Origin of the sequence: Blastococcus sp. TF02-09, assembly GCF_003319105.1 — a bacterium.
Lineage (GTDB): Bacteria > Actinomycetota > Actinomycetes > Mycobacteriales > Geodermatophilaceae > Blastococcus.
Genome location: NZ_QOHH01000001.1, coordinates 507,119 through 518,509 on the forward strand (window position 1 = coordinate 507,119; position 11,391 = coordinate 518,509).

At 75.9% G+C, this 11,391-nt stretch carries 11 protein-coding genes and 1 rRNA gene; 3 read left to right on the forward strand and 9 right to left on the reverse strand.

Features of this window, described 5'->3' with window-relative positions; all coding sequences use genetic code 11:
- The first annotated feature begins 77 nt into the window (after positions 1 to 77).
- The gene (locus DQ239_RS02415) at positions 78 to 977 is read left to right on the forward strand and encodes a TetR/AcrR family transcriptional regulator (protein ID WP_233488653.1); all 900 of its coding nucleotides are present in this window, start codon (positions 78 to 80) and stop codon (positions 975 to 977) included.
- A gap of 38 nt (positions 978 to 1,015) precedes the next feature.
- Here the strand turns inward: DQ239_RS02415 and DQ239_RS02420 are convergent, their stop codons facing one another.
- The 5 genes from DQ239_RS02420 to DQ239_RS02440 form a co-directional block, all read right to left on the reverse strand.
- Positions 1,016 to 1,726, reverse strand: a complete 711-nt coding sequence (locus tag DQ239_RS02420) for a methyltransferase (RefSeq protein ID WP_113832631.1) — start codon at positions 1,724 to 1,726, stop codon at positions 1,016 to 1,018.
- Between the two features lie 65 nt (positions 1,727 to 1,791).
- Positions 1,792 to 3,549 (reverse strand): DNA repair protein RecN, encoded by a 1,758-nt coding sequence (gene recN, locus DQ239_RS02425; protein ID WP_113832701.1) that lies wholly within the window; start codon positions 3,547 to 3,549, stop codon positions 1,792 to 1,794.
- A 46-nt stretch (positions 3,550 to 3,595) separates the two neighbouring features.
- Positions 3,596 to 4,624, reverse strand: a complete 1,029-nt coding sequence (locus DQ239_RS02430; RefSeq protein WP_113832632.1) for an NAD kinase — start codon at positions 4,622 to 4,624, stop codon at positions 3,596 to 3,598.
- On the reverse strand, positions 4,621 to 5,415 hold the full coding sequence (locus DQ239_RS02435; RefSeq protein WP_158544771.1) for a TlyA family RNA methyltransferase: 795 nt from the start codon (positions 5,413 to 5,415) through the stop codon (positions 4,621 to 4,623). Before DQ239_RS02435 ends, DQ239_RS02430 begins: the two co-directional genes overlap by 4 nt.
- A complete protein-coding gene (locus DQ239_RS02440) occupies positions 5,415 to 5,600 on the reverse strand; it encodes a hypothetical protein (RefSeq protein WP_158544772.1) in 186 nt (61 codons plus the stop codon). The genes DQ239_RS02435 and DQ239_RS02440 overlap by 1 nt, the downstream gene beginning before the upstream one ends.
- Before the next feature lie 214 nt (positions 5,601 to 5,814).
- Between DQ239_RS02440 and DQ239_RS02445 the strand changes: the two genes are divergently transcribed.
- On the forward strand, positions 5,815 to 6,144 hold the full coding sequence (locus DQ239_RS02445) for an alkyl sulfatase C-terminal domain-containing protein (RefSeq protein WP_233488664.1): 330 nt from the start codon (positions 5,815 to 5,817) through the stop codon (positions 6,142 to 6,144).
- Positions 6,145 to 6,157: 13 nt separating this feature from the next.
- On the opposite strand, the gene DQ239_RS02450 is transcribed toward DQ239_RS02445, so the two are convergent.
- Positions 6,158 to 7,207 carry an HAD-IIA family hydrolase gene (locus tag DQ239_RS02450; RefSeq protein WP_233488655.1) on the reverse strand — a complete coding sequence of 350 codons (1,050 nt, stop codon included), beginning with the start codon at positions 7,205 to 7,207 and terminating at the stop codon, positions 6,158 to 6,160.
- Positions 7,208 to 7,352: 145 nt separating this feature from the next.
- Between DQ239_RS02450 and DQ239_RS02455 the strand changes: the two genes are divergently transcribed.
- Positions 7,353 to 8,702 (forward strand): DUF1015 domain-containing protein, encoded by a 1,350-nt coding sequence (locus DQ239_RS02455; RefSeq protein WP_113832636.1) that lies wholly within the window; start codon positions 7,353 to 7,355, stop codon positions 8,700 to 8,702.
- A 5-nt stretch (positions 8,703 to 8,707) separates the two neighbouring features.
- Here DQ239_RS02455 and DQ239_RS02460 read toward each other — a convergent pair whose 3' ends face one another.
- The 3 genes from DQ239_RS02460 to rrf form a co-directional block, all read right to left on the reverse strand.
- Positions 8,708 to 9,067: a single-stranded DNA-binding protein gene (locus tag DQ239_RS02460; protein ID WP_113832637.1), complete on the reverse strand. Its 360-nt coding sequence runs from the start codon at positions 9,065 to 9,067 to the stop codon at positions 8,708 to 8,710.
- A gap of 92 nt (positions 9,068 to 9,159) precedes the next feature.
- On the reverse strand, positions 9,160 to 9,939 hold the full coding sequence (locus tag DQ239_RS02465) for a hypothetical protein (RefSeq protein WP_113832638.1): 780 nt from the start codon (positions 9,937 to 9,939) through the stop codon (positions 9,160 to 9,162).
- A 1,332-nt stretch (positions 9,940 to 11,271) separates the two neighbouring features.
- Positions 11,272 to 11,388 (reverse strand): 5S ribosomal RNA (gene rrf, locus DQ239_RS02475).
- Between the last annotated feature and the right edge of the window lie 3 nt (positions 11,389 to 11,391).

The window sequence follows — 11,391 nt, forward strand, 5'->3', positions numbered from 1 at the left end:
CTCGCCGCGACACGCCCGCGTCGCCGCCTCCGGCGCGCCCGCGGAACCGTTACCGACTCGTGACTAGCGTTGCGGGCGTGACTGGAGTGGCCCGCGCCGTGCCCCGTACCGACCCTCTTCCCCCTGTGCCGGCGGCCCCGGCGGCCGATCCCGCGCCCGCGGTCCCCTCGCCGCTGATCAGGGCTTTCCCGACCGCACCCCCGCCTCCACCGGCCCCCGCGCGGACCGCGTCGGGCGACCCGGCGCGGGCCGACGGTGCTCCGGCGGCGGCGGACCCCGCGGACCCCGCGGACGGCGCCGCGCCGGCGCGGGAGGGCGACGGCGACGCCGGCCGGCGCGGCGCCCGGACCCCGGGCAGACGTGAGCAGCGTTACCAGGAGACACGGGCGCGGATCGTCGACGCGGCGGCCGAGCTGTTCGCCGAGCGGGGCTTCGACGCCGTCAGCGTGGTCGAGGTCGCCAAGCGGGCGGGGGTGGTGGAGAAGACCGTCTTCAACCACTTCCCGATGAAGGAGGGGCTGGTCTTCGACGCCGACCCGCCCATGCGCGAGGCGCTGCTCGACGCGGTGCGGTCGCGTCCGTCCGGCGAGTCGGTGTCCGCGGCGGCCGGGAGCTTCGTCGTCGCCGCCGTCGGGCTGCTCGGCGCCCCCGAGGCGGCCGAGGGCGTCGCCCGCATGGCCCGGGTCATCCGCGGCAGCCGCACGCTGCAGGTCCGCGAGCGGGAGATCCTGGGCGAGCTCACCGATGCGCTGGCCGGCCTCATCGCCGAGGAGACCCGGGCCTGGCCAGGCCAGGTGGAGCCGTGGCTGGCCGCGCACGCCGTCCTCGGCCTGTACGCCTCGCTGCTCGAGCTGGCGCGTGACCGGGTGCTGGCCGGGGTCTCCGGGCCGGAGCTCTCCGGCGAGCTGCGCCGCCAGGGGCGCCGCGGCCTGGCGCTCCTGCAGTTCGGCCTGGCCGGCTACGCCAAGCGGCGCTAGCGCGTCGACGGTGCGGGGCCCGGCCGGGCCCCGCACCGTCAGAGCTGCAGCGCCCGGATCAGCTGGTCGGCACGGTCGCCGGGCACGTCGGGGTTCCGGGTGAACAGCGCGACGGCGACCATGTACTCGTCCTCGCCGGCCCAGCCGCGGCCTTCCGCGCACAGCCGGCGGATGTGGTCGCGCACCTTGGGCTCACTGCTGTAGGGGCCGTAGTCCAGGCCCATCGCCAGGAAGTTCGCCACCCGGTAGCCGGCGTCCTCCGCGGTGCGCACCGTGGCGACCGGGTCGGAGTAGCTCGCGACGGCGGCGATGACGTTGTCGTAGCCGGCCTTGAGCAGCTGCAGGACCAGGTCGTTGCCGCGCACGCCGCCCCAGAGCTCGGGCATGAGGATGTCCCGGTCGGGCGCGGGGATGTAGGGCGGGTTGGAGATCACCGTGCTGATCTGCGGGCCGCCGGAGGCGTCGGCCTGGTCGAAGAAGTCGCCCAGCTCGACGGTGTAGCGCTCCTCGACGCCGCGGGCGCGGATGTTCTGCCGGGCCTTCTCGACCGAGGGTGCGCTGATGTCGAAGCCGCGCACGCGGAGCCCCGGGAGGCTCGCCACGACGTCGGAGATGGCGGTGGCGTCACCGCTCCCCAGCTCGACGACCCCGTCGCGCTCCCAGCCCAGCTGGTCGCGGTACTGCTCGAGGAGCATGCAGACGGAGAAGCCGTAGTGGGCCGACTCGTCGGCCGAGGAGAAGCAGGTCACGACCGGCCCCCTACCCCGCCGATCGGTCGTGCAAAGCCGGATCACCCGGCGGTGCACGTCACCGCTCAGCCGCGGGCCTCGGCGGCGACGGCGAGCAGCTCCCGGGCGTGCGCCTGGCCGGTGTCGCTGTCGGCCAGCCCGGAGAGCATCCGGGCGAGCTCGCGCACCCGGTCGTCGGCCTCGACCGCACGGATGTCGGTGGCGGTGACGCCCGCCCCGGTGTCCGGTGACTTGTCGACGACGAGGTGGGTGTCGGCGAAGGCGGCGACCTGCGCGAGGTGGGTGACGACGACGACCTGGTGCTGGCGGGCCAGCTGGGCCAGCCGCCGGCCGATCTCGCCCGCCGCCTGCCCACCGACGCCGGCGTCCACCTCGTCGAACACCATGACCGGCACCGGGTCGGCCCCCGCGAAGACCACCTCGATCGCGAGCATGACCCGCGAGAGCTCACCGCCGGAGGCGCCCTTGTGCACCGGGCGGGCCGGGGCGCCGGGATGCGCGGCGAGCAGCAGGGCGACCTGGTCCAGGCCGTCGGGGCCGGGGTCGTCGGGGTCGGTCTCGATGGCGAAGGAGACCCGCGCGCTCTTCATCGCCAGCCCCGCCAGCTCCCGCCCCACCTCGGCCGCGAAGCCGTCGGCGGCGGCCCGGCGCCCGGCGGAGATCCGTCCCCCGAGGTCGTCGACCTCCGCGCGGGCGGCGTCGCGCGCGGCGGCGAGCTCCTCCAGCGCCTCGTCGGAGACGTCCAGCTCCGACAGTCGCCGCCGGGCGTCGTCGGCCCAGGCGAGGACGCCGTCGAGCCCCTCTCCGACGTCGGCGTACTTCCGGGTCAGGCCGGTGAGGAGGGCGCGCCGGTCGAGCACCTCGGCCAGGCGCGCGGGGTCGGCGTCCAGGTCGGCCACGTACCCGGCGAGCTGCCCGGCGACGTCGGACACCACGGCGACGGCGTCGGCGAGGTCCTGCGCCAGGAGGACCAGCGTCGGGTCGTCGGAGGCGGCCAGCGCGCGCTCCGCGATGGCCAGGGCGGAGGTGGCGTCCTGGGGCACCTCTCCCCCGCCGAGGTCGCCGGTCACGTCGCCGACCAGGGCCATGCGCGCCTCGTCGGCGGCGGCTCGCAGCGCGTCGGCGTCGCTGAGCCGCTTCACCTGGGTGTCGAGAGCCTCGTCCTCGCCGGGCTCCGGCGACGCGGCGTCGATCTCCTCCAAACCGTGCCGGAGGACATCGGCGGCCTGCGCGAGCTCGCGCGCCTGGCTGCGGCGGCGGTCCAGGTCGGCGGCGGCGGCCCGCCAGCGGTCGTGCGCCTCGCGGTAGCGGTCCAGCAGCGCGAGGTGCTCGGCCCCGGCGTAGCGGTCCAGCGCGCGGCGCTGCTCGGCCGGGCGCGACAGGCGCAGCTGGTCGGTCTGGCCGTGGACGGCGAGCAGGCTCTCGGCCAGCTCCGAGACCACGCCCACCGGCACGCTGCGCCCTCCGAGGAATGCCCGCGACCGGCCCTCGGCGCTGATCGTCCTGGCCAGGATGAGGCTGCCGTCGTCGTCGGGGTCGGCCCCGGCGTCGGCGGCGCGCTGCCACACCGGCGAGTCCGGCGGCAGGGCCAGCCGGCCCTCGACCCCGGCCCGGCCGTTGGCCCGCACGCGGCCCTGGTCGGCGCGACCGCCGAAGAGCAGCGTCAGCCCGCTGACGACCATCGTCTTGCCGGCGCCGGTCTCCCCGGTCACCACGGTCAGCCCGGGCCCGAGCTCGAGGGTGACGTCGTCGATCGCGCCGAGCCCGCGGATCCGGATCTCGGTGAGCCGACCTGGTGAGCTGCTGGAACGGCCCTCCCGCAGGGGCCCACGCCGAGCGTCAGCGAGGTGTGGGGGGCGGGGGGGTCCTTCATCCGGCACCGTCGGCCTCCCCTCCGCTGACGACGTCGCCGTTCCGGTCGATGACACCTCGGGTGAGCACGTTCCGGCTGGTGGTGAGCTCGTGGCCCGGGCCCGCGTGGCGGGCGTCGCGGAACCCGCGCACCGGCAGGCCGAACTTGGCCACCAGCCGGTCGCCGAAGGTGGCGGCGTGCACCCGGGCGATCCGCACCGGCCGGGAGGCCTTGCGGACGTCGACGCGGCCACCGTCCGGGACGTCGACCGTGCGGCGGCCGTCGGCGGACACGCGGGCACGGTTGCCGTCGGCCGGGATGGAGACGGTGAGCACCGAGTTGGGCGAGGTCACCAGCGGCCGGGCGAACAGCGCGTGCGCGTTGGTGGGCACGAGCAGCAGCGCCTCGACGTCGGGCCAGACCACGGGGCCACCGGCCGAGAAGGCGTAGGCGGTCGATCCGGTGGGGGTCGCGCACAACACGCCGTCGCAGCCGAAGCTGGTCAGCGGCCGGCCGTCGATGGAGATGACGACGTCGAGCACGCGGGAGCGCTCGGCCTTCTCGATGGACACCTCGTTGAGCCCCCACGTGCCACCCACGACCGCGCCGTCGGCGTCGACGACGTCCACGGCGATGGCCAGCCGCTCCTCGACCGAGTACTCGCACCGCTCGATCGCCTGGAGCGTCTCCTCGACCGCCTCGGGCTCGGTCTCGGCGAGGAAGCCGACCCGGCCGAGGTTGACGCCCATGAGCGCGGCGTCGGTGTAGCGGGCCAGCTCGGCGGCGCGCAGGAAGGTCCCGTCGCCGCCGAAGACCATGACGATCTCCGTGTCGAGGGCCGCCTTCTCGTCGGCGGGGACCACCTCGGCACCGTGGATGTCGAGGTTGGGAGCCTCGTCGTCGAGCAGGCGCACGACGATGCCGCCGGCCTGCAGCCGCGCGGCCGAGCTGCGGGCGAGCTCGACGATGTCGCGCCGGCCCGTGTGCACGGTCAGCAGGACGCGCCGGGGCTGCGCGGGGCGGGCGCCCTCACTGGTCGAACTCACTGCGGTCCCTCCTGGACTGCTCGACGGACGTCGTCCTCCTGCACCGGCCCCGCGTCGCGGCGCAGCCAGAGGAAGAACTCCACGTTCCCGGCCGGTCCGGGCAGCGGGCTGGCCACCACGCCGGCGGTCCCCCACCCCAGCGCGGCCGCGGCCGCGGCGACCTCCAGGACGGCCTGCACGCGGTGCTCGGGGTCGCGCACGACACCCCCGGCGCCGAGCCGCTCCCGGCCGACCTCGAACTGGGGCTTCACCATCGGGAGCAGATCCGCCTCCGGGGCGGCGCAGCCGGTGAGGGCGGGCAGGACCAGGCGCAGCGAGATGAAGGACAGGTCGGCGACCACCAGGTCGACCGGGCCGTCGATGGCCTCGGGGGTCAGCGTGCGCACGTTGGTGCGCTCGTGCACGCGCACCCGCTCGTCGGTGCGCAGCGGCCAGGCCAGCTCGCCGTAGCCCACGTCGACGGCGACCACCTCGGCGGCGCCGCGCCGCAGCAGCACCTCGGTAAAACCGCCGGTGGAGGCGCCCGCGTCCAGCGCGCGACGGCCCTCCACCTGCACGGGGAAGGCCTCCAGGGCGCCGAGGAGCTTGTGCGCGCCGCGGGACACCCAGCTGGGCTGGTCGGGGTCGGTGCGGACCACCACCGGGTCACCGGCGTCCACGCCGGTCGCGGGCTTCGTCGCGGCCCGCCCGGAGACGGCGACCCGGCCTTCGGCGATGAGGGCGACGGCGTGCTCGCGGGACCGGGCCAGGCCCCGGCGCACCAGCTCGGCATCGAGCCTGCGACGGGCCATCAGAGCTGGTCGATCGTGCCGAGGTCGCGCTGGAGCCGGCCGTGCTCGTCCTCGAAGACGGCCACGTGCTCGGCGACGGGGCGCTGCGCCAAGTCGGCGAACCGGTCGTCGGCCGGGCCCTCCGGCGAGCCCGGGACGGGACATGGCGGGCCCGGGACCGGACGCTGCTGGCTCGGCTCGGTCATCGTCTCCCGCCTCTCGCGCGCTGGTGGTGTGCTGACGGTGCTGCTGCGGCGGCCGGCGGCCTCGGACGCGGCGCGACACCGAACGGGCACCCGCCGGTGCGTGGCCGAGGTTACCGGTCACCGGGGACGGGGCACGGCGCGACGGGACGCGGGCGCTACCGTCTGGCGCCCGGTACCTATCGACGTCGGCAGGAGAAGCACCCGCGTGGCCACGATGGAGCAGTGCCTGACCGCTCTCCGGAGCATCCTCGGAGACCTGGCGTCCAACCCTGCCGCCGCCGGCCTGGACCGCAGCCTGTCCTGCCGCCTGACCGACCTCGACCAGGTGGTCGTCGGCCGGCTGAGCGCGGGGGCGGTGCACGACATGCGGGTCGTTCCGGACGGTCCCGACGTGGCCCGGGCCGACATCCGGCTCACGATGACCAGCGACGACCTGGTCGCCCTGACCTCGGGCGAGCTGTCGTTCGGCCCGGCGTGGGCCACGGGACGGGTGAAGCTGGAGGCCGGACTGCGCGACCTGCTCCGGCTGCGCAAGCTGCTCTGACCGCCGGCGCGCGCTAGGCCCGCGCCAGCCCCCACCGGTCCAGCGCCTCGCCCGCCGGCTCGTCAACGGCCACCACCCGCGCGGTCACACCCTGGTCGGGGTGCTCGCTCCAGTGCGCCACGCACAGCGCCCGCAGTCCGTCCAGGCCGTCGGACACCGCACCTCCCACGCCAGGGCCCTCCGCGTCCGCGACCCGGGCCAGCAGCAGCGCGCCGGCCTCGCCGGGCCGCACCTCCCAGTCCCCGCAGCGCCACCCCGCCGAGGTCGCGACGACCGGCGGGTGGACCGCGAGCAGCGCGGACGCGTCCAGACCCAGGTGGTCGGGCCGGTGCTCGGGCCCCGCAGCGAGCAGCGTCGCGGCATCGGTGACCCCGGAGAACACGAGCAGGCTGGGAGCGTCGGCCCGCCGCGCACCCTCGATGTCGGTGTCGAGCCGGTCACCGACCACCAGCGGTCGACGGGCGCCCGTCCGGCGCACGCACTCGGCGTGCATGGCGGGGTCGGGCTTGCCGGTGACGAGCGGCACCCGACCGGTGACGGCGCTGACCACGCCCACCATCGCGCCGTTGCCCGGGAGCGGTCCGCGCGGTGAGGGGATGGTGGCGTCGGTGTTGGTGGCGACGTGCCGCGCACCGTTGCGCACGGCGACGACCGCCTCGGCCAGCTGCGCCCACCCCACCTCCCGGCCGTAGCCCTGCACGACGGCCTCCGGATGGTCCTCGGCCCGCTCCACCACGGTGAGCCCCGCGGCGCGCAACGCCGTCGCGACCCCCGGCCCGCCGACGGGGAGGACCCGCGCACCGGGACCGAGCAGTTCGGCGACGACGGTGGCCGCCGCCTGGGAGCTGGTGATGACGTCGGTGGCCTCGGCGGGGACCCCCAGCTCCGTCAGGTGGGTGGCGACCTGCTCGGGGGTGCGGGCGGCGTTGTTGGTGACGAAGCCCAGGCGCATGCCCGCGCTGCGCACCTCGGTGAGCGCCTGCGGCACTCCGGGCACCGCCTCGGGCCCGACGTACACGACGCCGTCCAGGTCCAGCAGCGCCACGTCGTGGGCAGACGACAACGGCCCCTCCGACCCGCACGCGAGGGTGGGTGTTCCGGGCATCACTGTCCTCCCGCTCGGTGTGCGCCGCCCCGCGTGCCGGGCCGGCCGGTCGACGACGTGCGGCCGGGACCGGGCTGCGGCGGGACACTCCTACGATTCGGGGGTGCCCTCGTCGCCGGCGGACCGCCGCCCGTCCGATCATGCGGCAGGTCTCGAGGTGCGGCCCTTCCGGGCGCTGACCTACTCCTCGCCCGACCCTGCCCACCTGGCCCGCGTGACCTCGCCCGCCTACGACCTGGTGACCGCGGACGGGCGGGACCGGCTCGCGAGCTCCGATCCGCACAACATCGTGCGCCTGATCCTGCCTCAGCTCGACGAGGCGACTGCGCCGGCACCGGCTCCCGGCGCCGGTGGGCCGCCCGCGTGGGCGGTGCACGCCGCCCGCACGCTGCGTGCCTGGGAGGACGACGGCGTCCTCGTCCGGGACGACGTGCCAGCCCTGTGGGTCTACGAGCTGCAGCCGCCCGGCGAGGAGGCGGCCACGGTGGGCTGGCTGGCGGCCGTCGGCATCCCGGGACCGGGCTCGTCGGCCGTGCTGCCGCACGAGGACACCTTCCCGGTCGCGGTCGAGGGCCGCCGGGCGCTGCTGGCGGCGACCCGCACCGACCTCGAGCCGATCGTGCTGGCCCACGATGCCGACGAGGAGGTCACCGAGCTCACGGCGCGCGCGATGCTGGGCGCGCCGACCCTGGAGCTGCGGGACGACGACGGGGTGCGCCACCGGCTGTGGCGGGTGTCCGATCCCGGGCTGATCGCCGAGCTGTCCGCGGCCATGGGGCGCGTCGGTGCGGTCATCGCCGATGGCCACCACCGCTTCGCGGCCGCCCGTGCCCACCAGCGCACCGAGCCCGGCTGCTCCGGCTGCTCCGGCTGCGACGCCGTGCTCGCGCTGCTGACGCCCATGGGCCCGGGTGGGCTGCGCGTCGCAGGGATCCACCGGGTGCTCCCCGATCTCGCCCTCGACGACGCCGTCGCTGCCGCGGGGGCCGACCTCAGGGTCACCGACGTACCGCCGCCCGGGCCCTCGGCCGACCCGACGGTGGTGGCCGCCGCCGTAGCCGGGTGGCTGGCCCGTCCCGACGGTGCGGGCTTCCTGGTGAGCGACGGCCGACGGCTGGTCCAGCTCGACCGCCCCTCCCCGTCCCTCGTCTCGCGCGTGCCCTCGGAGGCTCCGGACGTCTGGCGCCGGCTCGACGTCGTGCTCGCCCACGCGGGTCTGATCGAGGGGCTGTGGGGCCGCTCCGACCGCCCGGAGGACGTGCTGATCGCGCACACGGTCGAGGAGGCGCTGCGCGCGGCGGTCGACCGCTCCGGCGTCGCGCTGCTGCTGCGCCCGCCCTCGCCGGCCGACGTCGCCGCCGTCGCCCGGGCGGGGGCCCGGATGCCGCGCAAGTCGACCTTGTTCGTGCCCAAGCCCCGGACCGGCCTCGTCCTGCGCCCCCTGTCGGACTGACCCGGTCACGCAGTGCGCTCGGTGGCGGAGCCGGCGGCACGAGGCACCTTCCGCCCGCGGCGGCAGTTCACCTCGCTCACGGAGGCCGTGCCCGAACCGGTCCGCCAGAACCGCCGTTGCAGAGCACCCTCGACCTCGACGACGTCGCCCGGCTGCCACGCCGCCACCCGGCGCTGCAGGGAGCGGTCGTAGGTGATGCAGGCGAGGACGTCGACCGACTGACCCCGGGCACAGGGTTCCGGGCGGCGCACCACCAACCGGAAGCTGACCAGGGTGTCCCCGCTCGGGAGGGTGCGGATCTCCGCCGGTGCGGACAACCGCCCGCGGAGCACCACGTCGTTCCGATCGATCACAGCAACGCTCATGCCTCGAGCCTGGACCGGCGGCCGGCGCCGACCCAGGGGTAGCCGGCTTCTGTGGAACCGGGCGGCGGGTGTGGACACCCGCCGCCCGTCCGTCAGGGGTTCGTGCTGTCGGACGTGTCGGGTGCTTCCGTGGAGTCGTCGGTCTCGCTCAGGAGCTCGGCCACCTCGGCCTCGACCTCGTCCTGGAAGGACCGGCCCGACGTCGGGAAGTCGCCGATCGGGGCGTCGGCTTCGTCCGCGTCGGCGCTGGAGAACTCCACCGCCAGGGCCGCCTCGAGCGTCTCCGGGTCGTCCAGCTCGGCGTCCTCGTCGTCGCCCGCTCCGTCCGCCTCCTCCGCGGCCTCGGGTGCCGAGGCCTCGACCGGTCCCTCGTCAGCGAGGTCGTCGTCTGCGAGGTCGTCGTCCCCGAGCTCCTCGAGATCGGTGAACTCGACGGAGTCGGCCAGCGCCTCGGGGTCGAGTGCGGTCACCGCGTCGTACCACTCCTGGGCCAGCGCCTCCTCGCCCTGCGCGTGCAGCAGGTCGGCGTAGGCGGCGGCGAAGCGCAGCCGGATCTCGTCGCCCTCGGTCAGCGACTGGGGCCGGGGGCGCCCACCGAGGGCGGCCTCGAGCACCAAGCGTGCGGCGGCGTCCTCGCCGAGGTCACGGCGCGCGCCCGTTTCGACCAGCCGCAGCTCCGCCTGCTCCTCCTCGTCGGGCGACTGGGTCAGCGCCTCCGCAACGAGACGGAGGGCGACCTCGGGGCGACCGAGCGCCCGTTCGCAGTCAGCGAGGACGGCGCGGTAGGCGTGGTCCCCGCTCATCCGGCGGTAGGCGCGCAACTCGCGGGCAGCCTCGGCGTAGTCACCGGCGTGGTACGCCGCGACGCCCACGGCCTCGCGGACGACGGCGACCCGGGAGGCACGGTCGCGCGCGGCACGTGCGTGGGCCAGTGCCGTCTCGGGGTCCTCGTCGACGAGCGTTCCCGCGGCGACCAGGTGCGCGGCGACCTTGTCGACGCCACGCGGGTCCAGCCCCTTGAGGGCCGCGCGGACCGCCGGGTCGAGGTCACGAGGGTTCGCCCACTCAGGGATGTCGGGACCCGGCGGCAGAGGCGGACGACGATCGGTCCGCTCGTCTGCCCACTCAGGGCGGCCGCTGCGACCCCGCCGGTCGTCCGACGGACGGCGGTCCCGCCAGTTCCCGGGGCCGCCCGAGTCCGGTCGCCCACCGCCGGTGCGCTGCGGCCGGTCACCAGTGGGACGGCGGTCCTGCCAGCCCCCACCCTGGGAGCCACCGCGCTGCGGGCGGTCACCCTGCGGACGGTCACCGGCGGGACGGCGATCCTGCCAGCCCCCACCCTGAGAGCCACCGCGCTGCGGGCGGTCCCCCTGCGGACGATCACCAGCGGGACGGCGGTCCTGCCAGTTCCCGCCCTGGGAGCCACCGCGCTGCGGACGGTCCCCCTGCGGACGATCACCAGCGGGACGGCGGTCCTGCCAGTTCCCGCCCTGGGAGCCACCGCGCTGCGGCCGGTCACCATAAGAACGGTCGCGTTGGGGCCGGTCGCCGGCGGGACGCCGATCCTGCCAGCCGCCACCTTGCGAGCCGTTGCGCTGCGGACGATCACCCTGCGGACGGTCACCAGCGGGACGGCGGTCCTGCCAGCCCCCACCCTGGGAGCCACCACGCTGCGGACGGTCACCCGAGGGACGGCGGTCCTGCCAGCTACCGCCCTGGGAGCCACCGCGCTGCGGACGGTCACCCTGCGGACGGTCACTGGCGGGACGCCGGTCCTGCCAGCCTGCACTCTGCGGACGCCCGCCGCGGTCGTCACGTGACGATCCACCGGACTGCCGGTCCGCGGGCCGGCCACGACGGCCGGAGTCGCCGCGCTCGGCGAAGTAGCGGGCGTCCCGGTCGTTCATCGGACGCGCCTGACGGTCACCGCGATCCTGGCTCCCGCGCCCGCCGGCATCACCACGAGAGGCACCCGGGCGTCCCGATGCGCCGCTGGGACGGTTGGCGCGTGAGCCGGGACGGCCGGAGCCTGCGCCCGGACGGCCGGAGGAACCGCGCGGGCCGTCTGAACCGCGTCGCGGAGAAGTCATGTTCGGGGTACCTCATCGAAGAACGGCGCATCCGCTCGAACGGCGGATGCTGGTGAACGGACAACGCGAACGGGGGCCAGAGCGCGTGGCTCTGACCCCCGTTCGGTAATGGTTGTCCGGCGGCGTCCTACTCTCCCACCCCGTCTCCAGGGCAGTACCATCGGCGCTGAGAGGCTTAGCTTCCGGGTTCGGAATGGGACCGGGCGTTTCCCTCTCGCCATGACCGCCGTAACT